This is a genomic window from Halomonas sp. JS92-SW72 (assembly GCF_003547075.1).
Taxonomy (GTDB): Bacteria; Pseudomonadota; Gammaproteobacteria; order Pseudomonadales; family Halomonadaceae; genus Halomonas; species Halomonas alkalicola.
On record NZ_CP032147.1, the window covers coordinates 557,806 to 578,713 of the forward strand.

The following is a 20,908-nucleotide window of genomic DNA, read 5'->3' on the forward strand; positions in this document are numbered from 1 at the left end:
GCACCCCAGCGTTGAGACCGCCCCCGAAGCGGGCCGCTACGCTGGCTTCATCGGGCCCGGACCAGGGCAACCGATAACAACAAGCGACCGAAGAGGTGATCAGGATGATGCAAGCCAAGCGACTCTCACTGGCCGTGGCCGCCGCCGGCCTGGCGCTGGGTGCCGCCGCCGCCCAGGCGGCGGGCGAGGTACGGATCTACAACTGGTCGGACTACATCGCGCCGGACACCCTGGAGAAGTTCACCGAGGCCACCGGCATCGAGGTGATCTACGACGTCTACGACAGCAACGAGGTGCTCGATGCGGCCCTGCTGGCGGGCCGTTCTGGCTATGACGTGGTGGTGCCCTCCAACCACTACCTGACCCGCCACATCAGCGCCGGGGTCTATCGGGAGCTCGACCATGACAAGCTGCCCAACATGGCCAACCTCAACCCGGAGCTGATGGACGATCTGGAATTCGTTGACCCGGGCAGCCGCTACTCGGTGCCCTACATGTGGGGCACCAACGGCATCGGCTACATCGAGGAGCGGGTCCTTGCGATCCTCGGCGACGACGCCCCGGTGGACTCCTGGGCGCTGCTCTTCGATCCCGAGATCACCACCGCCCTGCGCGAGGGGGGCTGCGGCATTTCCATGCTCGACTCCGGCGACGAGATGCTCTCGCCGGCCATGGCCTACCTGGGGCTCTCGCCGCTCTCCGAGGAGAGTGCCGACCTGGAGGCCGCCGGCGACCTGATCGCCGCGGTGCGCGACAACGTCACCTACTTCCACTCCTCGCGCTACATCACCGATCTCGCCAACGGCGACATCTGCGTGGCGGCGGGCTACTCCGGCGACATCTTCCAGGCCGCCGACCGCGCCGAGGAGGCGGGCCGCGACTTCACCATCCGCTACAGCATCCCCAAGGAGGGCGCCGCGCTCTGGTTCGACATGATGGCGATCCCCGCCGATGCGCCGAACCCAGACAACGCCCACGCCTTCATCAACTTCATCCTGGAGCCCGAGATCGCCGCCGCGATCACCGAGTACGTGGTCTACGCCAACCCCAACCTGGCGGCCAACGCCTTCCTCGATCCGGCCATCCGCGACGACCCGGCGATCTATCCCGACCAGGAGGTGATGGACAACCTCTACGTGGCCGAGGAGAAGCCGCTGGCCGTGCAGCGCGTGCGCACCCGGGTCTGGAACCGCGTCAAGTCGGGGCGCTGAGCCCGTGATGCCCGCGGCGAGGGATGCCGCGGGCAGTTCGAGAGAGGAGATGCCGATGCCACAGAACCAGACCGCGGCGCGTCCACCCGGGCGACGCACCGGCGAGGCGCTGGTCGAGATCCGCCGCATCAGCAAGCGCTTCGACGGCGCCCTGGCGGTGGACGACGTCAACCTGACCATCCGCCAGGGCGAGATCTTCGCCCTGCTGGGCGGCTCGGGCTCCGGCAAGTCGACCCTGCTGCGCATGCTGGCGGGGTTCGAGACGCCAAGCGAGGGCCAGATCCTGCTCGACGGTCAGGACATCACCGCCATGCCGCCCCATGAGCGGCCGATCAACATGATGTTCCAGTCCTACGCGCTCTTCCCCCACATGACGGTGGCCCAGAACATCGCCTTCGGGCTCAAGCAGGACCGCCTGCCACGGGCCGAGATCGAGCAGCGGGTGGCCGAGATGCTCAAGCTTGTGCACATGGAGGGCTTCGCCCGGCGTCGCCCTCACCAGCTCTCCGGGGGGCAGCGCCAGCGGGTGGCCCTGGCCCGCTCGCTGGCCAAGCGGCCGAAGCTGCTGCTTCTCGACGAGCCCATGGGGGCGCTGGACAAGAAGCTGCGCACCGAGATGCAGCTCGAGGTGGTGGCGATCCTCGAGCGGGTGGGGGTGACCTGCATCATGGTGACCCACGACCAGGAGGAAGCGATGACCATGGCCGATCGCGTGGCGATCATGTCGGATGGCTGGATCGCCCAGGTGGGCAGCCCCATGGACGTCTACGAGAGCCCGGCGAGTCGCATGGTGGCGGAGTTCGTGGGCACCGTGAACCTCTTCGAGGGGGAGATCCGCGTCGACGAGGCCGACCACTGCATCATCGCAAGCCCGGCACTCGGTCGCGATATCCGCATCGGCCACGGGGTCTCGACCCAGGCCGACGAGCGCCGGGTGTGGGTGGCCATTCGCCCGGAGAAGACCACGCTCACCCGCACGCGGCCAGAGGGCGAGCACAACTGGACCGCCGGCACGGTGGAGGATATCGCCTACCTGGGCGGGCTCTCGGTCTACTACGTACGCACCGAGGCCGGCGCCCTGGTCAAGGCGAGCCTGGCCAACGTGGAGCGTCGCGGCGACCGCCCCGACTGGGACGAGACGGTCTACGTCAGCTGGGACGAGATGAGCGCCGTGGTGTTGCATGAGTGAGCTGAACGAATAGGCCCTGCATAAGTGAGCCCGGCAAGAATGCGCCAGATACGAATAAGCCCGACGGAGCGAGGAGCCCCATGAAATCGACTCCCCTCGAGCGCCTCTCGCGCCGCCTGCGCCCGGGGCGCGGCTGGGTCATCGCCGTGCCGCTGATCTGGCTGAGCCTCTTCTTCCTGGCGCCCTTCGCCATCGTGCTCAAGATCAGCCTCTCCGAGGCGGCCATCGCGGTGCCCCCCTACCAGCCGATTCTCGACTTCACCGCCGAGACCCTCAATATCGCCCTGAACCTGGGCAACTACCTCTTCCTGGCCAGCGATTCACTCTACGTGGCGGCCTACTGGGGCTCGGTGAAGATCGCCTTTTTCTCGACGCTGTTCTGCCTGCTGATCGGCTACCCCATGGCCTATGCCATGGCCCGCGCCCCGGCGCGCTGGCAGCTGGTGCTGCTGCTGCTGGTGATGCTGCCCTCCTGGACCTCCTTCCTGATCCGGGTCTATGCCTGGATGGGGATCCTGAGCACCAACGGTCTGCTCAACAACCTGCTGCTGTGGCTCGGCCTCATCGATTCGCCGCTGCGCATGATGAACACCAACTTCGCGGTGATGCTGGGCATCGTCTATGCCTACCTGCCCTTCATGATCCTGCCGCTCTACGCCAACCTGACCCGGCTCGACGACTCCCTGCTGGAGGCCGCCGCGGACCTCGGCTCCCGGACGTTCAACACCTTCCTGAAGGTGACCCTGCCGCTCTCCAAGGGGGGGATCATCGCCGGTTCCATGCTGGTCTTCATCCCCGCGGTGGGGGAGTACGTGATCCCCGAGCTGCTCGGCGGACCCAACACGGTGATGATCGGCAAGGTGCTGTGGGAGGAGTTCTTCCTCAATCGCGACTGGCCGGTGGCCTCGGCGCTGGCCATGGTGATGCTGCTGCTGCTGTTGATCCCCATCGCGCTGTTCCATCGCTACCAGTCCCGCGAGCTGGAGGAGTGACCATGCGCCGATCCTTCACCCCCCCCTCGTTCACCACCCTGATGCTGATCCTGGGGCTGCTGTTCCTCTACCTGCCCATGGTGGTGCTGGTGGTCTACTCCTTCAATTCGTCGCGGCTGGTGACGGTCTGGGCGGGCTTCTCCGGGCGCTGGTACCTGGAGCTGCTGCGCGACCGGCAGATACTCGCCGCGGTGTGGACCAGCCTGCGCATCGCCTTCTTCTCCGCCACCATGGCCGTCTGCCTCGGCACCCTGGCCGCCTTCGTGATGACCCGCTTCGGCCGCTTTCGCGGCAAGACCGCGCTCTCCAGCATGATCACCGCGCCTCTGGTGATGCCGGAGGTGATCACCGGCCTCTCGCTGCTGCTGCTCTTCGTGCAGATGGCCCAGATCGTCGGCTGGCCGGCGGATCGCGGCATGGCCACCATCTGGATCGCCCACACCACCTTCTGCAGCGCCTACGTGGCGGTGGTGGTGTCGTCGCGGCTGCGCGAGGTGGACCGCTCCATCGAGGAGGCGGCCATGGACCTCGGCGCGCCGCCGGTGAAGACCTTCTTCCAGATCACCCTGCCGGTGATCGCCCCGGCGCTGGCCGCGGGCTGGCTGCTGGCCTTCACCCTGTCGCTGGATGACCTGGTGATCGCCAGCTTCGTCTCCGGCCCCGGCGCCACCACCCTGCCCATGGTGGTCTTCTCCTCGGTACGCATGGGCGTCTCGCCCAAGATCAACGCCCTGGCAACCCTGATCATCCTGGCGGTGTCGCTGGCCACCTTCCTGGCCTGGTACTTCATGCGCCGCAGCGAGGCGCGCCGCCTGGCCGCCCTGCGCCAGCAGGAGACGCCCTGATGCCCCCCTTGCAGAGTCTGGAGCCCTCTCATGCCTGACTATCCCGCCGGCGAGCACGTCGCCTCCTGGTACGCCGCCACCGCCAACCCCGCTCCCGAGCGCCCGGCGCTCGTCGGGGAGGTCGAGTGCGACGTCTGCGTGGTGGGGGCCGGCTTCACCGGCATCTCCGCGGCGCTGCACCTGGCCGAGCGCGGCCTCTCGGTGGTGGTGCTGGAGGGGGCCCGGGTGGGCTTCGGCGCCTCAGGGCGCAACGGCGGCCAGATCGTCAACAGCTACAGCCGCGACATGGACGTGATCGAGGCGAAGTATGGCGCCCAGACCGCCCGCGCCCTGGGCGACATGGCCTTCGAGGGCAATCGCATCATCCGCGAACGGGTGGCGACCTACGCCATCGACTGCGACCTGCGCGACGGCAACCTCTTCGCTGCCTGCAACCGCAAGCAGCTGGCCGGGCTGCGCGAGCACAAGGCGCTCTGGGAGCGCTACGGCTACCGGGAGCTGGAGCTGCTGGAGGGGGAGGGGGTGAAGCGCGAGGTCAACTCCGACCGCTACGTGGGCGCCCTGGTGGACCATGGCGGCGGCCACCTGCATCCCCTGAACCTGGTGCTGGGCCAGGCCGCGGCGCTCGAGTCGCTCGGCGGGCGCATCTTCGAACAGTCGGCGGTGCGGGAGGTGATCCACGGCGAGCCGGTCACCCTGCGCACCGCCGGCGGGCGGGTGCGCGCCGAGCGGGTGGTGATGGCCGGCAACGCCTACCTGCGCGGGGTGCTGCCGGAGATCGAGGGCCGGTCAATGCCCTGCGGCACCCAGATCATCACCACCGAGCCCCTCGGCGAGGCCCGCGCCCGGGCGCTGATACCCAACGGCCTGGCTGTGGAGGACTGCAACTACCTGCTCGACTACTATCGGCTGACCCGCGACAATCGGCTGCTCTATGGCGGCGGGGTCAACTACGGCGGCGAGGACCCGGCCGACATCACCGCGGTGATCCGGCCCAAGATGCTGGCCACCTTCCCGGGGCTTGCCGACGTCAAGGTGGACCACGCCTGGAGCGGTACCTTCCTGATGACGCTCAACCGCCTGCCCCAGTTCGGGGTGGTCAACGGCAACGTCTACTATGCCCAGGGCTACTCCGGTCACGGCGTCACCTGCACTCACCTGGCCGGCAAGCTGATCGCCGAGGTGATCCATGGCCAGGGTGAGCGCTTCGACGCCTTCGCCGGCATTCCCCACCTGCCGTTCCCCGGCGGGCGGCTGCTGCGGGTGCCGCTCTCGGCGCTGGGCGCCTGGTACTACTCGACCCGGGACCGTCTGGGGCTCTGAGGGCCAACCGGGACCTCGTGGGGCACTGAGCCCCGGGTGCCACCGGGCTGTCGCATCCCTGCGACAGCCGGTCAGATAATGGGGAAACCCTGCCCGCGCCCTCCACCGGGCGGCGCGGGCGCCTATAATGCCCCTATCGCGGTGGCGCAGGAGGCCCCGCCGCGGCTCTCATCGTCACCATCACCGAACCGAGTCATCCACGCCTGGAGCCATGCGAGTTTCAGCGACGGGCGCCCTTGCGCCCGCGAGGAGGAGAACCATGAGCAAGTCGATCATCGTGGGGTCCAGCCTGGCCGTGCTGGGGCTGGGGGGGCTGGCCTTCGGCGCCTGGCAGGTCCAGGAGAACCGCGCACCCGAACCGCAGTTTGCCGAGATCATTGACGTCGCGGCGGCCACCCGCAGCGTGGAGCGCCCCCGTGAGGTGTGCGAGGACGTGGAGAAGGTGGTCAGCGTCGAGGTACCGGTGGAGGTGCCCGTCCAGGTGCCCGTTACCCAGGCCGCGCCCTCGGGCCCCGGGGCGAGCCAGGACCCCCATCGCGTCGTCGGCACCGCGGCCGGGGCCATCGTCGGCGGCCTTTTAGGCAACCAGGTGGGCGGCGGCAGCGGCAAGAAGCTGGCCACCGTGGCCGGTGCCATCGGCGGCGGTCTGGCGGGGCGCGAGGTGCAGAACCGCGTCGAGGCCCGCCAGCACGCCCAGGCGGGTAGCCAGGTCCAGTACGAGACCCGCTACGAGACCCGTTACGAGACTCGGAACCAGACCGTGACCGAGCGGCAGTGCCAGACGGTGATGGAGAGCCACGAGGAGCACCTCGGCTACGACGTCACCTATCGCCTCAACGGCGAGGAGCTGACCCGGCGCATGGAGAGCGCCCCCCAGGCCGAGCGCCTGCCGGTCGTCGAGGGCGAGGTGCAGTGGCAGGCCGCGCTGCAGGAGGCCGAGCCCCAGCGCGAGGGCTGAGCGAGAGGGCTTGGCAAGAGGGTTGAGCAAGAGCGCTCTGCGCCCCATTGGCCCGGCTCATGCACGCCCCCGGATCCGCCAGGATCCGGGGGCGTATGCGTTTCGGGGGACCGCGCCAGGGGGTTCAGACGTGGCGCAGGTACCAGTCGTACTCGAGCCGGCTCACCGCCTGCAGGGCCTGGGCACGCTCGGCGCGACGGTTGGCCAGGTAGACGTGGAGGAAGTCGCGCCCCAGGGCCTCGCCGAGGATCTCGTCGGCCTCCAGCAGGTCGAGGGCCTGCTGCCAGCTGTTGGTCAGGCTGGGGGGCGTCGTCTCGTAGGCGTTGCCGACGCTGGGCGGCGGCGGCTCGAGCCCCTCGGCGAGACCATGGTGGATGGCGGCCAGCAGGGCGGCCAGCAGCAGGTAGGGGTTGGCGTCGGCGCCGGCCACCCGGTGCTCGATGCGCCGGGCGACCCGGGCCCCGGCGGGAATGCGCAGCGCCACCGAGCGGTTGTCGAAGCCCCAGGTGGGGGCCATGGGCACGTAGAGCCCCGCCTGGAAGCGCCGGAAGGCGTTGAGGTTGGGCGCGCAGATCGCCATGGAGGCGGGCATCAGCGCGAGCAGGCCGGCCACCGCCTGGTGCAGCGCCGGACTGCCCAGGGGGTCGTCACCCGGCTCGGTGAAGACGTTGCGGCCCGCCTCATCCAGCAGGCTGATATGCACGTGCATGCCGTTGCCCGCCTCCTGGCCGTAGGGCTTGGCCATGAAGGTGGCCTCGAAGCCGTGGCGCAGGGCGACCCCCTTGATCAGGCGCTTGAGCTGCACGGCGTGGTCGCAGGCCGCCAGTGCGTCGTCGCAGTGGATCAGGTTGATCTCGAACTGCCCCGGGGCGCACTCCTTGAGGGCGGTGTCCAGGGGCAGGCCCTGGACCTGGGCCGCGGCCTGCACCTCCTCGAGGAAGTCGGCGTACTCGTCGAGCTCCAGCATGGAGTAGAGCTGGCTCTGGCTGGCGCGTTCCCCGCTGACCGGCGAGCAGGGCGGCTGGATCAGCCCGGTGGCGGTGCGTTCGCGATCCACCAGGTAGAACTCCAGCTCCACGGCGACCACCGGGGTCAGCCCCATGGCGGTCAGGCGGCCCAGCACCCGGCCCAGCAGCTGGCGGGGGTCGGCGAAGAAGGGGGTGCCGTCGAACTCCTCCATGGTCATCAGCAGTTGGGCCTGATGGCCCCGGGCGACCCAGGGCACCGGCTTGAGGCTGCCGTCGATCGGTCGGCAGAGGCGGTCGCCATCCCCGCTGTCGAGGCCGAGTCCGGTCTCCTCGATGGTGTGGCCGTTGATGTCCAGGGCGAAGACCGAGGCGGGCAGGGCGATGCCGCTGGTATAGGCCTTGGTGAGGCTCTCCCGGGGAATGCGCTTGCCGCGCATCACCCCGTTGAGATCGCTGATCAGCAGGTCGACGCTGTTGATCTCCGGGTGGGCGTCGAGGAAGGCCCGGACATCGTCGGGAGCAGGCATGGGCGCACCTCTGGCGTTGTGATCCTTGTGGCTTCTATCCTTGTAGGGGTGCCCGGTGTTGTCAAATAATTTACGTATCGGCGGGAATTTCCGCCTTGGAAAGCGATCGCCAGGTGGTTATGGTGAATAAAGCATAACACCGGGCCCGCTTCCGACGAGGAGAGACGCGATGAAGAGCCGACCCCTGGTGGGGGTGATCGCCTGCCACCGTGAGGTGGAGGGGCATCCCGCCCAGATGGTGACCGACAAGTACCTGCGTGCCCTGTGGGACTACGGCCTGTCGCCGGTGATCCTGCCGGTGTGGGAAGAGCAGGAGGCCGACCCCGAGGCCGCTCGCGCCCTGCTGGCCCGCCTCGATGGCCTGCTGCTGACCGGCAGCTACACCAACGTCGAGCCGCGCCGCTACGGGGCCGAGCGGGTGCCGGAGAATACCCGGGATGACCGCCACCGCGATGCGGCGGCTCTGGTGTGGATTCCCGCGGCGCTGGACCTCGGCCTGCCGCTGTTCGGCATCTGCCGGGGCTTCCAGGAGCTCAACGTGGCCTTCGGCGGCACTCTTCACCAGGCGGTGCAGGGCGTGCCCGGCCTGCAGGACCACCGCGAGCCCCCGGGGGAGCGCGAGGCGCAGTATGCCCCCGCCCACGAGATCACCCTGGTGCCCGGTGGGCGCCTGGCGGCGCTGCACCCCGAGCCCCGGGCGCGGGTCAACTCCCTGCACCAGCAGGGCATCGCCGAGCTGGGAGCGGGCCTTGCGGCCGAGGCCCATGCCCCGGACGGGCTGATCGAGGCGGTGTCGGTGGCCGATGCCGCCGGCTTCGCCCTGGCCGTGCAGTGGCATCCCGAGTGGCGTCCCCGTGAGCACCCCCTGAACGATGCCCTCTATCGCGCCTTCGCCGAGGCGTGCCGCGTCCGCCAGGCCGCCTCCCGCGCGCCCCGGGTGGACTGAACGCCCCGCTATCTGGAGATCCCCCATGCATACCCGTGACTACCAGGCCCTGGATCGCGCCCACTACCTGCACCCCTTCACCGACTTCAAGGCCCTGGGCGAGGAGGGCAGCCGCATCATCGAGCACGCCGAGGGGGTCTATATCCACGACTCCGAGGGCAACCGCATCCTCGACGGCATGGCGGGGCTCTGGTGCGTCAACCTGGGCTATGGCCGCGAGGAGCTGGTGGCAGCGGCTACCGAGCAGATGCGCCAGCTGCCCTACTACAACAGCTTCTTCAAGACCGCTCACCCTCCGGCGGTCAAATTGGCCGAGACCCTCTGCCGCCTGGCGCCCGCCCATGTCAACCACGTCTTCTTCACCGGTTCCGGCTCCGAGGCCAACGATACCGTGCTGCGCATGGTGCGCCGCTACTGGGCGCTCAAGGGCCAGCCCGACAAGCAGTGGGTGATCGGCCGCAAGAACGCCTACCACGGCTCCACCGTGGCGGGGGTGAGCCTCGGCGGCATGGCCCCCATGCACGCCCAGGGCGGACCCCTGGTGCCGAAGATCGCCCATGTGCGCCAGCCCTACTGGTTTGGAGAGGGGCGGTCTGGAGAGGGTCGGTCTGGAGAAGGGCGCACGGCCGGCCAGGACCCCGAGGCCTTCGGCCGGGAGTGCGCCGCGGCCCTGGAGGCGAAGATCCAGGAGCTCGGCGAGGAGAACGTCGCCGCCTTCATCGCCGAGCCGGTGCAGGGCGCCGGCGGTGCCATCATTCCGCCGGAAAGCTACTGGCCGGCGGTGAAGGCGGTGCTGACGAAGTACGACATCCTGCTGGTGGTGGACGAGGTGATCTGCGGCTTCGGGCGGCTGGGCGAGTGGTTCGGCAGCGTCCACTACGGCCTGGAGCCGGACCTGATGCCCATCGCCAAGGGGCTCTCCTCGGGCTACCTGCCCATCGGCGGGGTGCTGGTGGGCGACCGGGTCGCCGAGACCCTGATCGAGGAGGGCGGTGAGTTCTTCCACGGCTTCACCTACTCGGGCCATCCGGTGTGCGCCGCGGTGGCGCAGCGCAACCTCGAACTGCTGGAGGCCGAGGGGCTGGTGGACCGGGTCCGCGACGAGATCGGCCCCTACCTGGCCAGCCGCTGGAAGGCCCTCGAGGCGCACCCCCTGGTGGGCGAGGCGCGCTCCCTGGGGCTGATCGGCGCCCTGGAGCTGGTCGATCCCGCCACCGGCGAGCGCTTCGCCGAGTCCCGGGGGGTGGGCACCCTGTGCCGCGATCTCTGCTTCGCCGGCGGCCTGGTGATGCGCTCGGTGGGTGATACCATGATCATCTCGCCGCCGCTGGTGATCTCCCGTGACGAGATCGACGAGCTGATCGACAAGGCGCGCGCCGCCCTGGATGCCACCCTGGCGCGGCTGGCCGAGCCCCAGTCCGACCCCCGACCCGACCCCCAGGAGGAGTCCCCCGCATGAGTCGCCTCGAACCCCCCAAGACCCTGGCCGACTGGCAGGCCCTGGCCGATCGTCTGATTCCGCATCTGGAAACTCGCGCTTTTATCGACGACGCCTTCGTCGATGCGCTGAGCGGCGAGACCTTCACCACGACGAACCCGGCCACCGGCGAGCCCCTGGCCGAGGTGGCGAGCTGCGACGCCGCCGACGCCGAGCTCGCCGTGGGCCATGCCCGGGCTGCCTTCGATGCCGGCGAGTGGTCGCGCCTGGCGCCTGGCCGGCGCAAGAAGGTGCTGCTGCGCCTGGCCGACCTGATGGAGGCCCACCGGCACGAGCTGGCGCTGCTCGACACCCTGGACATGGGCAAGCCGGTGGCAAGCTCGCTGGGCGACATGGCCGGCGCCATCGCCTGCTTCCGCTACCAGGCCGAGTGCATCGACAAGCTCTACGGCGAGGTGGCGCCCACCGGCGAGGAGGCCCTGGCCCTGGTGCTGCGCGAGCCGCTTGGCGTGGTGGCCTCCATCGTGCCCTGGAACTTCCCGCTGATGATGACCGCCTGGAAGGTCGCCCCGGCGCTGGCCGCCGGCAACAGCGTGATCCTCAAGCCCTCGGAGAAGTCGCCGCTCTCGGCGCTGCGCCTGGCGGCGCTGGCCCATGAGGCGGGTATCCCCCGCGGGGTCTTCCAGGTGCTGCCGGGCTTCGGCCACACCGTGGGCAAGGCTCTGGCGCTCTCCATGGGGGTGGACTGCCTCGCCTTCACCGGCTCCACCGGGGTGGGCAAGCAGCTGATGCAGTATGCCGGCCAGTCCAACCTCAAGCGGGTCTATCTGGAATGCGGCGGCAAGTCCCCCAATATCGTCTTCGCCGACTGCAAGGACCTCGCGCGGGTGGCGAAGCACGCCGCCTCGGCGATCTTCCACAACCAGGGGGAGGTATGCATCGCCGGCTCCCGGCTGCTGGTGGAGAACTCGATCCGCGAGGCCTTCATCGACCAGGTGCTCGTGGCGGCGAAGCGGATGCAGCCCGGCGACCCCCTGGACCCGGACAGCTTCATGGGGGCCATCGTCGACGAGCCCCAGTACCGGCGCATCCTGGGCTACATCGAAAAGGGCCGCGAGGAGGGCGCGCGGTTGCGTGTGGGCGGTGAGGCCACCCAGGTCGATGGTAAGGGGCTCTTCATTCCACCTACGGTGTTCGACGGCGTGACCCCCGAGATGGCCATCGGCCGCGAGGAGATCTTCGGCCCGGTGCTCTCGGTGTTCGGCTTCGACAGCGAGGAGGAGGCGGTGGCCATGGCCAACGACAGCGTCTATGGCCTGGCCGCAGGGCTGTGGAGCCAGGACATCGACCGCATCATGCGTGTCACCCGGCGGCTCCACTCCGGCCAGGTGTTCGTCAACAACTGGGCCGGCGGCGACCAGACTATGCCCTTCGGCGGGGTGAAGCAGTCGGGCAACGGCCGCGACAAGTCCCATCACTCCCTGGAGGAGTACTCCGAGCTCAAGAGCGTCTGGATCTCGCTCTCGAGCTGAGCCCTTTCACCGTAGCCTGACGCGACGAGGCCGGCGCCATGGGCGCCGGCCTCGTCGTATCTATGCGGAATGATTAAAATGTACAGCTCTTGTATCGATTTTTTTCGGCGAGGGGAGTAGCCTGTGGCTGACACTCCCCGGCCAGAGGTACTCCCATGTTCGGACTCTTCAAGAGCGACCCGACCAAGAAGCTGCAGAAGGCATATGAGCGCAAGCTCGAGCAGGCGATGCACGCCGCCCGCAACGGCGACATGCGCGCCAACGCCTCGCTCACCGAGGAGGCGGAGGCGATCCGCGCCGAGATCGAGGCGCTGAAGCAGGAGTAGGAAGAAGAGCGCCCGGGTGGGTCAGAAGGCCCGGGCGGGGGTCGCGCAGCTCACCAGGCGGCAGGGCTCGCTGCCCGGGTTGCGGAAGCGGTGGGGGACGTTGGTCTCGAAGTAGTAGGCCTCCCCCGCCTTGAGCACCCGGCTCTCGGCGCCGATGGTGATCTCGATCTCGCCCTCGAGCACCATGCCAGCCTCCTCGCCCAGATGGGCGATCATCTCGCGGCCGGTGTCGGCCCCCGGCGGGTAGGTCTCCACCATGAAGGCCAGCGCCCGGTCGCGGCGATCGGCCCCCACCAGCTTGTAGATGACGTCGCCGGTGCCCACGTCGGCCAGATCCTCGGCCGAGTAGAAGACCCGGCGGCCGTTCTCCAGGTCCATGGTGAAGAAGTCCCCGACGCTCATCGGGATGGCGTCGAGGATCTTCTTCAGCGAGCTGACCGAGGGGCTCACCTTGCCCTGCTCGATCAGCGACAGGCTGGAGTGGGTCACCCCGCAGCGCTTGGCCAGCTCGCGCTGGGAGATGCCGCGCAGGGTGCGCAGGGCGCGCAGCCGCTCGCCCACGTCATCGGCCATGGTGGCTCCTCTTCAGCACAGGGCGTCCAGCTTCTCCTTGAGGAGCTGGTTGACCTGCTGCGGATTGGCGGTGCCGCGGGAGGCCTTCATCACCTGGCCCACGAAGTAGCCGATCATCTTGCCGCGCTTGTCCGGCTCGGCGTCGCGGTACTGGGCCACCTGGGCCGGGCTCTCGCCGATCACCTGGTCGATCATCGCCTCGATGGCGCCAGTGTCGGTGACCTGCTTGAGCCCCTTGGCCTCGATCACCTCATCGGCGGACTGCCCCTGGCCGTTCCAGAGCGCCTGGAACACCTGCTTGGCGGCCTTGCCGTTGATGGTGTCGTCCAGCACTCGGCCAATCAGCTCGCCGAGCTGGCGTGCCGAGACGGGGCTGTCGGTGATCGGCAGCCCCTCGCGGTTGAGCGCGCCGGCGAGCTCGCCCATCACCCAGTTGGCGGCGGACTTGGCGTCGCCGCAGGTCTCCTTGACCTCCTCGAAGAACTCGGCCATCTCGCGGGTGGCGGACAGTACCCCGGCGTCATAGGCGGAGAGGCCCAGCGCCGACTGGAAGCGGGCGCGCTTCTCGTCGGGCAGCTCCGGCAGCGCCTCGCGCAGGTGGTCGACGTAGGCCCGGTCCAGCACCACCGGCAGCAGGTCGGGGCAGGGGAAGTAGCGATAGTCGTTGGCCTCCTCCTTGGTGCGCATGCTGCGGGTCTCGTCGCGCTCGGGATCGAAGAGGCGGGTCTCCTGGACCACCTTGCCGCCGTCCTCCAGCAGCTCGATCTGGCGCTCCACCTCGAACTCGATGGCGCGCTCCACGAAGCGGAAGGAGTTGACGTTCTTGATCTCGGCGCGGGTGCCGTACTCGGCCTGGCCCACCGGGCGCACCGAGACGTTGACGTCACAGCGCATGGAGCCCTCGGCCATGTTGCCGTCGGAAATCCCCAGGTAGGTGACGATGGAGTGGATCGCCTTCAGGTAGGCGGCGGCCTCCTTGGCGCTGCGCATGTCAGGCTCGGAGACGATCTCCAGAAGCGGGGTGCCGGCACGATTGAGGTCGATGCCGGTCATGCCGTGGCCCATGCCGTCAGAAAAGGATTCGTGGAGCGACTTGCCGGCGTCCTCCTCCAGGTGGGCATGGTGCACCCGGATGCGCTTGCTGCTGCCGTCCTCGAGCGTGATCTCCACCTCGCCGGGGCCGACGATGGGGTGGTACATCTGGCTGGTCTGGTAGCCCTTGGGCAGGTCCGGGTAGAAGTAGTTCTTGCGGTCGAAGACCGAGACCTCGGGGATCTCGGCGTGGATCGCCAGGCCGAACTGTACCGCCATGGCCACCGCCTGCTCGTTGAGCACCGGCAGCACCCCGGGCAGGCCCAGGTCCACGGCGCAGGCCTGGGTGTTGGGCGCGGCGCCGAAGGCGGTGGAGGCCCCGGAGAAGATCTTCGAGCGGGTGGCGAGCTGGACGTGCACCTCCAGCCCGATCACGGTTTCCCATTGCATCAGGTGGTCTCCTCGGCAAGCGCGGGACGACGCAGGTGCCAGTCGGTGGCCTGCTGGAAGCGGTGGGCGACGTTGAGCAGCCGGGCCTCGGCGAAGTGGGTGCCCAGGATCTGCAGGCCCACGGGGCGCTTGCCCACGAAGCCCGCCGGCACGCTGATGCCGGGGATCCCGGCCAGGTTCACCGCGATGGTGTAGATGTCCTGCAGGTACATGGAGACCGGGTCCTTCTTGGCGCCCAGGTCGAAGGCCGGGGTGGGGGAGGCCGGGCCCATCAGGACGTCGACCTCCTCGAAGGCGTCGAGGAAGTCCTGGCGGATCAGCCGGCGCACCTGCTGGGCCTTCTTGTAGTAGGCGTCGAAGAAGCCCTCGGAGAGGGTGTGGGTGCCGATCAGGATGCGCCGTTGCACCTCCTCGCCGAAGCCCTCGGCGCGGGAGCGCTTGTAGAGGTCGATCAGGTCGGACGGGGCCTTGCAGCGGTGGCCGAAGCGCACGCCGTCGTAGCGCGACAGGTTCGAGGAGGCCTCGGCCGGCGCGATGACGTAGTAGGCCGGGATCGCGTAGTGGGTGTGGGGCAGGCTCACCTCGCGCACCGTGGCGCCCAGTGATTCGTAGATCCTGACCGCCTCGCGCACCGCGGCCTCCACCTCGGGGTCGAGGCCGTCGCCGAAGTACTCGACCGGCAGACCGATCTTGAGGCCGGAGAGCGGGGCGCCGAGCTCGTCGGTGTAGTCCGGCACGCCGCGGGCCACGCTGGTGGAGTCCTTCGGGTCGGGGCCGGCAATGGCGTTCAGCAGCAGGGCGCAGTCCTCGGCGGTGCGCGCCATGGGGCCGGCCTGGTCGAGGCTCGAGGCGTAGGCGATGATGCCCCAGCGCGAGACGCGGCCATAGGTGGGCTTCAGGCCGGTGATGCCGCAGAAGGCGGCCGGCTGGCGGATCGAACCGCCGGTGTCGGTGCCCATGGCGGCGGGCACCAGGCCCGCGGCCACCGCGGCGGCGCTGCCGCCGGAGGAGCCGCCGGGTACGGCGCTGGTATCCCAGGGGTTCTTCACCGGGCCGAAGGCGCTGTTCTCGTTGGAGGAGCCCATGGCGAACTCGTCCAGGTTGACCTTGCCCAGGCTAACCGTGCCGGCGGCCTTGAGCTTCTCGACCACGGTGGCGTCGTAGGGGGAGACGAAGTTGGCCAGCATCTTCGAACCGGCGGTGGTCAGCACCCCCTCGGTGCAGAACAGGTCCTTGATGGCCAGCGGCAGGCCGGTGAGCGGGCCGGCCTGGCCGCGAGCGCGGGCGGCGTCGGCGGCATCCGCCGCGGCGAGGGCCTGCTCTTCGGTCACGGTGATGAAGCTGTTGAGCTCGCCGTCGAGGCGTGCGATGCGCGCGAGCTGGTGTTCGGTCAGCTCGCGGCTGGTGAACTCGCCGGCCGTGAGGGCGGCGGCCAGTTCGCTCAGTGTCTTGTCATGCATGGGCCGGGGGCTCCGTCAGGCAGGAAGGCTTATTCGACCACGCGGGGGACCAGGTAGAGGCCCTGTTCCACCGCCGGGGCGCAGCGCTGGAAGCGGTCGCGCTGGTCGCTCTCGGTCACCTCGTCGGCGCGCAGCCGCTGGGTGGCGTCGAGGGGATGGGCCAGGGGGGCAACGCCCTCGGTGTCCAGCGCCTGGAGCTGGTCCACCATCTCCAGGATGCGGCCGAGGTCGTCCAGGTAGTGGGCGGCGTCCTCGTCGCTCAGGCCGAGCCGGGCGAGGTGCGCGGCCCTGAGCACGTCAGCGTGTTCAAGCGCCATGGTTCGGATGTCCTCGAAGGGAAAACAGGCCGCAAAAGGTACCACATACCGCGACCCGCGGGCAGGCCCGTGAGAGGCCGGGCTTGCGGGCTTCGCGCTTGCTGCGCAGGGGCCGCGGTGATACCGTTTGCGTCCGCACAGGGTTCCCGGACTGCACTAGGTAACGACTTCCATGTTCAAACGCTTGAGGGGGCTGTTCTCCAGCGATCTGTCGATCGACCTGGGAACCGCCAATACGCTGATTTATGTGCGCGGTCGTGGCATCGTGCTCGATGAGCCGTCGGTTGTGGCCATCCGCCAGTCCGGCAACATGCGCAGCGTGGCCGCGGTTGGCTCCGATGCCAAGCGCATGCTGGGCCGCACGCCCGGCAACATCACCGCCATCCGCCCGATGAAGGACGGGGTCATCGCCGACTTCACCGTCACCGAGCAGATGCTCCAGCACTTTATCCGCAAGGTCCACCAGAGTACCTTCCTCACCCCGAGCCCGCGGGTGCTGGTCTGCGTGCCCTGCATGTCGACCCAGGTGGAGCGGCGCGCCATCAAGGAGTCCGCCGAGGGCGCCGGCGCCCGCGAGGTGTTCCTGATCGAGGAGCCCATGGCGGCCGCCATCGGCGCCGGTCTGCCGGTGGAGGAGGCCCAGGGCTCCATGGTGGTGGACATCGGCGGCGGCACCAGCGAGATCGCCATCATCTCCCTCAACGGCATCGTCTACTCCGAGTCGATCCGTGTCGGCGGCGACCGCTTCGACGAGGCGATCATCGCCTATGTGCGCCGCCACTACGGCAGCCTGATCGGCGAGGCCACCGCCGAGCGCATCAAGGAGGAGATCGGCTGTGCCTATCCCGGCGGTGAGCTGCGCGAGATCGATGTGCGCGGCCGCAACCTGGCCGAGGGGATCCCGCGCAGCTTCACGCTCAACTCCCACGAGATCCTCGATGCCCTGCAGGAGACCCTGGCCTCCATCGTCACCGCGGTGAAGAACGCCCTGGAGCAGTCCCCGCCGGAGCTCGCCTCGGACATCGCCGAGCGCGGCCTGGTGCTGACCGGTGGCGGGGCGCTGCTGCGCGACCTGGACAAGCTGATTGCCGAGGAGACCGGCCTGCCGGTGATCGTCGCCGAGGATCCGCTGACCTGCGTGGCCCGCGGCGGCGGCAAGGCCCTGGAGATGATCGACCAGCACACCTTCGAGCTGCTCTCCAGCGACTGACCCGGGGGGCCTCCCTATCAAGCCGCTGTTCTCCGACGGATCGCTGCCCGGCTACCGCCTCCTCCTGTGCGTGCTGATGGCATCGGCGCTGATGTTCGCCGATACCCGCCTCACGCGCATGGAGGAGGTGCGCGCCCAGCTCTCCACCCTGGTGGCCCCCATCCAGTGGGCGGTGAGCCTGCCCAGCGATGTGCTCACCTGGGGGTCGCTGGCGCTCTCCGACCAGCGCGCCCTGCTGGAGGAGAACCGCCGGCTGCGCGAGCAGATCCTGACCCTCTCCCACCGCGTGCAGCACATGGCCAGCCTCACCGCCGAGAACGTGCGCCTGCGCGAGCTGCTCTCCGCGGCCCAGCGGCACGACATGCCCTTCATCACCGCCGAGCTGCTCTCCCTGGACCCGGACCCCTTCGCCCACCAGATGGTGATCGATAGGGGCCGGCGCAACGGCGTCTACGTGGGTCAGCCGGTGATGGACGCCTCTGGCCTGGTGGGGCAGGTGACGGCGGTCTCCGCCTATTCCAGCCGGGTGCTGATGGTGGCCGACGCCAGCCATGCGCTGCCGGTGCAGGTGAACCGCAACGGCCTGCGCTTCATCCTCCAGGGCAGTGGCCGCTACGAGGCGCTCACGGTGCTGCACGTGCCTGACACCGCCGATATCCGCGAGGGTGACCTGCTGATCACCTCGGGGCTGGCGGGGCGTTTCCCACCGGGCTACCCGGTGGCCAGGGTGGCCGAGGTGGTCCACGACCCGGGCCAGCCCTTCGCCCGGGTCACCGCCACGCCGGTGGCGCAGCTGCAGCGCTCCCGCCACTTCCTGCTGCTCTTTCCGCCGCCCGCCCCGGGAGTCGACGACGAGGTCTGGGAGCTCGAGCTCTCCGCCGAGGCGATGGAGGCCGCACGGGCGGTGATCGGCCTCGACGCCGACCAGGAGGCACGCTGATGGCCGCTCCCTCTTCCGCCCACCTGGCCCTGCCGTGGATCTGGCTCTCTCTGCTGCTGGCGCTCTGCCTGCAGGTGATGCCGCTGGCCGACGGCTGGCAGATCTGGCGCCCCGACTGGCTGGGCCTGATGCTGATCTACTGGTGCATGAAGGCGCCGAGCAGGGTGGGCGTCTTCCACGGCTTCGCGCTTGGCATCCTGCTCGACCTGATCGAGGGGGCCACCCTCGGGCAGAACGCCCTGATCCTGTCGCTGCTGGCCTTCCTCTGCGCGCTGGTCTATCCGCGCTTCCGGGCCTACTCCCTGGTCCAGCAGGCGGTGCTGATCTTCGTGCTGCTCGGCACCGTGCAGCTGGCCGAACAGTGGCTGCGCACCCTGCTAGGCCCCTTCTCGATCCATCTGGCCTTCCTGCTGCCCTCGCTGATCGGCGCCGTGCTGTGGCCCTGGCTCGCCACTCTCTTCGAGGCCCTGGGCCGGCGCCTGGCCCGCGACTGATCCGGAGCCCCGCATGTCCGATCCCCGTCAGCCCCTCTCCGACACCGCCCGCCCCGCGCTCTGCCTGGCCAGCGCCTCGCCGCGGCGCCGCGAGCTGCTCGCCTCCATCGGCGTGTCGGTGGCGGTACGGCCGGTGGATATCGATGAGACCCCGCGCCCCGGCGAGGGGGCGGTCGACTACGTGACCCGGCTGGCCCGGGAGAAGGCCCTGGCCGGGGCCCGGCTCACGACGCTGCCGACCCTGGGCTCCGATACCGCCGTGGTATGCGATGGCGAGATCCTCGGCAAGCCGGAGGGGCCCGAGCATGCCGCCGGCATGCTGCGTCGCCTCGCCGGCCGGACCCACGAGGTGCTCACCGCGGTGGCGGTGAGCGGGCCCGCCGGCGTGCTCGAGGCCTGTGTTGCCACCCGGGTCACCATGCGCGCGATCGGCGAGGCGGAGGTCGCCGCCTACTGGGCCACCGGCGAGCCCGCCGATAAGGCCGGCGGCTATGCCATCCAGGGGCTGGCGGCGATCTTCGTCGAGCGCATCGAGGGCAGCCACTCGGCGGTGGTGGGGCTGCCGCTTTACGAGACCGCCGAGCTGCTGCGCCGCCAGGGGGTGGCGCTGTGGGGCAGGACCTTCGGTTGACCCCTTGCCGGTCATCAACGCCTTGGGCGTATGACACTATGTCATAATGGACGCAAAGCATTCTGGATAAGGACTTCCGCATGAGCGGCGAAGTACTGATCAATCTGACGCCGATGGAGACCCGCGTCGCCGTGGTGGAGAACGGCGTGCTGCAGGAAGCCTTCATCGAGCGCAGCCGCCGGCGCGGTATCGTCGGCAATATCTACAAGGGCAGGGTGGTCCGGGTGCTGCCCGGCATGCAGGCGGCGTTCGTCGATATCGGCCTGGATCGCGCCGCCTTCATCCACGCCCATGAGGTGATGCCCCCCGGCACCCCGGCCGAGGAGCAGCTCTCCATCGGCCACTTGCTCCACGAGGGGCAGGCGCTGGTGGTGCAGGTCACCAAGGACCCCATCGGCTCCAAGGGGGCCCGGCTCACCACCCACCTGTCGGTGCCGTCGCGCTACCTGGTCTACATGCCTGATGCCCCCCATCATGGGGTCTCCCAGCGCATCGAGGACGAGCGGGAGCGGGAGCGGCTGCGCGGGCTGATCGAGGAGGCCCAGGCCCAGCAGGGCCAGGAGGTGGTCGGCGGCTTCATCGTGCGCACCGCCGCCGAGGGTGTCGGCCTCGATGAGCTCGCCACCGACATGCACTTTCTGCTGCGGCTGTGGCGCAAGGTGAGCGAGCGCAAGGTGACCGCCGGGGCCCCCAGCGTCATCTACGACGACCTGCCGCTGTTCATGCGCATCCTGCGCGACGTGATGCGCGACGACATCGAGAAGGTGCGCATCGACTCCCGCGAGAACCACGTCAAGCTGATCGAGTTTGCCGAGGAGTTCATGCCCGATGCGGTGGAGCGCATCGAACACTATGCCGGCGAGCGGCCGATCTTCGACCTGTTCAGCGTCGAAGACGAGATCCAGAAGGCCCTGGGCCGCAAGGTGCAGCTCAAGTCGGGCGGCTATCTGGTGATCGATCCCACCGAGGCGATGACCACCATCGACGTCAACACCGGCGGCTATGTGGGGCACCGCAACCTCGAGGAGACCATCTTCAAGACCAACCTCGAGGCTGCCACCGCCATCGCCCGCCAGCTGCGCCTGCGCAACCTCGGTGGCATCATCATCATCGATTTCATCGACATGGAGGATCCGGAGCACCAGCGACAGGTGCTGCGCATGCTCGAGAAGTCGCTTGAGCGGGACCACGCCAAGACCAAGTGCACCGGCGTCACCGAGCTGGGCCTCGTCCAGCTGACCCGCAAGCGCACCCGCGAGAGCCTGGAACAGACCCTCTGCGAGGCCTGTCCCACCTGTGGGGGGCGCGGCACCCTCAAGACCCCGGAAACGGTCTGCTACGAGATCTTCCGCGAGATCCTCCGCGAGGAGCGTGCCTACAGCGCCGAGACCTACATGGTGCTGGCGGCCCAGGCCGTGGTGGACCGCCTGCTCGACGAGGAGTCCGCGGCGGTGGCCGACCTGGAGGAGTTCATCGGCAAGCCGATCCGCTTCCAGGTGGAGACCCACTACTCCCAGGAGCAGTACGACATCGTGCTGATGTGAGC

General features: G+C 69.1%; 20 protein-coding genes. 15 read left to right on the forward strand and 5 right to left on the reverse strand.

The features are described from left to right. Positions 1-104 precede the first annotated feature (104 nt). The 6 genes from D1793_RS02645 to D1793_RS02670 all read left to right on the forward strand — a co-directional run bounded on the left by D1793_RS02645 (position 105) and on the right by D1793_RS02670 (position 6,518). Positions 105-1,211, forward strand: coding sequence for a polyamine ABC transporter substrate-binding protein (locus tag D1793_RS02645; protein ID WP_119020761.1), 1,107 nt, complete (start codon positions 105-107; stop codon positions 1,209-1,211). A gap of 55 nt (positions 1,212-1,266) precedes the next feature. Continuing rightward, positions 1,267-2,400 (forward strand): polyamine ABC transporter ATP-binding protein, encoded by a 1,134-nt coding sequence (potA, locus tag D1793_RS02650; protein WP_240407755.1) that lies wholly within the window; start codon positions 1,267-1,269, stop codon positions 2,398-2,400. A gap of 80 nt (positions 2,401-2,480) precedes the next feature. Next, on the forward strand, positions 2,481-3,392 hold the full coding sequence (locus tag D1793_RS02655) for an ABC transporter permease subunit (protein WP_119020763.1): 912 nt from the start codon (positions 2,481-2,483) through the stop codon (positions 3,390-3,392). A gap of 2 nt (positions 3,393-3,394) precedes the next feature. Continuing rightward, the gene (locus D1793_RS02660) at positions 3,395-4,237 is read left to right on the forward strand and encodes an ABC transporter permease subunit (protein ID WP_305502324.1); all 843 of its coding nucleotides are present in this window, start codon (positions 3,395-3,397) and stop codon (positions 4,235-4,237) included. Between the two features lie 30 nt (positions 4,238-4,267). Next, the gene (locus tag D1793_RS02665) at positions 4,268-5,560 is read left to right on the forward strand and encodes an FAD-binding oxidoreductase (RefSeq protein ID WP_119020765.1); all 1,293 of its coding nucleotides are present in this window, start codon (positions 4,268-4,270) and stop codon (positions 5,558-5,560) included. Between the two features lie 259 nt (positions 5,561-5,819). Continuing rightward, on the forward strand, positions 5,820-6,518 hold the full coding sequence (locus D1793_RS02670; protein WP_119020766.1) for a glycine zipper 2TM domain-containing protein: 699 nt from the start codon (positions 5,820-5,822) through the stop codon (positions 6,516-6,518). Positions 6,519-6,642: 124 nt separating this feature from the next. Here the strand turns inward: D1793_RS02670 and D1793_RS02675 are convergent, their stop codons facing one another. Beyond that, complete coding sequence (locus D1793_RS02675) at positions 6,643-8,013, reverse strand: glutamine synthetase family protein (RefSeq protein ID WP_119020767.1); 1,371 nt, start codon at positions 8,011-8,013, stop codon at positions 6,643-6,645. 169 nt (positions 8,014-8,182) lie between these two features. On the opposite strand from D1793_RS02675, the gene D1793_RS02680 reads away from it, so the two are divergent. The 4 genes from D1793_RS02680 to D1793_RS02695 all read left to right on the forward strand — a co-directional run bounded on the left by D1793_RS02680 (position 8,183) and on the right by D1793_RS02695 (position 12,255). Next, positions 8,183-8,959 (forward strand): gamma-glutamyl-gamma-aminobutyrate hydrolase family protein, encoded by a 777-nt coding sequence (locus D1793_RS02680; protein WP_119020768.1) that lies wholly within the window; start codon positions 8,183-8,185, stop codon positions 8,957-8,959. 25 nt (positions 8,960-8,984) lie between these two features. Further along, on the forward strand, positions 8,985-10,418 hold the full coding sequence (locus D1793_RS02685; protein WP_119020769.1) for an aspartate aminotransferase family protein: 1,434 nt from the start codon (positions 8,985-8,987) through the stop codon (positions 10,416-10,418). Then, complete coding sequence (locus D1793_RS02690) at positions 10,415-11,929, forward strand: aldehyde dehydrogenase (RefSeq protein ID WP_119020770.1); 1,515 nt, start codon at positions 10,415-10,417, stop codon at positions 11,927-11,929. Before D1793_RS02685 ends, D1793_RS02690 begins: the two co-directional genes overlap by 4 nt. Before the next feature lie 155 nt (positions 11,930-12,084). Next, entirely contained in the window at positions 12,085-12,255 is a 171-nt protein-coding gene (locus tag D1793_RS02695; RefSeq protein WP_119020771.1) for a DUF6435 family protein, read from the forward strand. A 21-nt stretch (positions 12,256-12,276) separates the two neighbouring features. On the opposite strand, the gene D1793_RS02700 is transcribed toward D1793_RS02695, so the two are convergent. Genes D1793_RS02700 through gatC form a run of 4 tightly spaced genes read right to left on the reverse strand, consistent with a single transcriptional unit; the run spans position 12,277 to position 16,087 of the window. Beyond that, positions 12,277-12,828, reverse strand: a complete 552-nt coding sequence (locus tag D1793_RS02700) for a cupin domain-containing protein (protein ID WP_119020772.1) — start codon at positions 12,826-12,828, stop codon at positions 12,277-12,279. Between the two features lie 12 nt (positions 12,829-12,840). Beyond that, entirely contained in the window at positions 12,841-14,310 is a 1,470-nt protein-coding gene (gene gatB / locus D1793_RS02705; protein WP_119020773.1) for an Asp-tRNA(Asn)/Glu-tRNA(Gln) amidotransferase subunit GatB, read from the reverse strand. Next, on the reverse strand, positions 14,310-15,770 hold the full coding sequence (gatA, locus tag D1793_RS02710; RefSeq protein WP_119020774.1) for an Asp-tRNA(Asn)/Glu-tRNA(Gln) amidotransferase subunit GatA: 1,461 nt from the start codon (positions 15,768-15,770) through the stop codon (positions 14,310-14,312). The genes gatB and gatA overlap by 1 nt, the downstream gene beginning before the upstream one ends. 29 nt (positions 15,771-15,799) lie before the next feature. Continuing rightward, positions 15,800-16,087, reverse strand: coding sequence for an Asp-tRNA(Asn)/Glu-tRNA(Gln) amidotransferase subunit GatC (gene gatC, locus D1793_RS02715; RefSeq protein ID WP_110068164.1), 288 nt, complete (start codon positions 16,085-16,087; stop codon positions 15,800-15,802). Positions 16,088-16,259: 172 nt separating this feature from the next. On the opposite strand from gatC, the gene D1793_RS02720 reads away from it, so the two are divergent. From D1793_RS02720 to rng, 5 genes are all read left to right on the forward strand, one after another. Then, complete coding sequence (locus D1793_RS02720) at positions 16,260-17,297, forward strand: rod shape-determining protein (protein WP_102588540.1); 1,038 nt, start codon at positions 16,260-16,262, stop codon at positions 17,295-17,297. Positions 17,298-17,340: 43 nt separating this feature from the next. Continuing rightward, positions 17,341-18,237: a rod shape-determining protein MreC gene (gene mreC / locus D1793_RS02725; RefSeq protein ID WP_276110989.1), complete on the forward strand. Its 897-nt coding sequence runs from the start codon at positions 17,341-17,343 to the stop codon at positions 18,235-18,237. Then, complete coding sequence (mreD, locus tag D1793_RS02730) at positions 18,237-18,731, forward strand: rod shape-determining protein MreD (RefSeq protein ID WP_119020776.1); 495 nt, start codon at positions 18,237-18,239, stop codon at positions 18,729-18,731. Before mreC ends, mreD begins: the two co-directional genes overlap by 1 nt. A 13-nt stretch (positions 18,732-18,744) precedes the next feature. Further along, positions 18,745-19,362 carry a Maf family protein gene (locus D1793_RS02735; protein ID WP_119020777.1) on the forward strand — a complete coding sequence of 206 codons (618 nt, stop codon included), beginning with the start codon at positions 18,745-18,747 and terminating at the stop codon, positions 19,360-19,362. An 80-nt stretch (positions 19,363-19,442) separates the two neighbouring features. After that, positions 19,443-20,906 (forward strand): ribonuclease G, encoded by a 1,464-nt coding sequence (gene rng / locus D1793_RS02740; RefSeq protein WP_119020778.1) that lies wholly within the window; start codon positions 19,443-19,445, stop codon positions 20,904-20,906. Positions 20,907-20,908 lie beyond the last annotated feature (2 nt).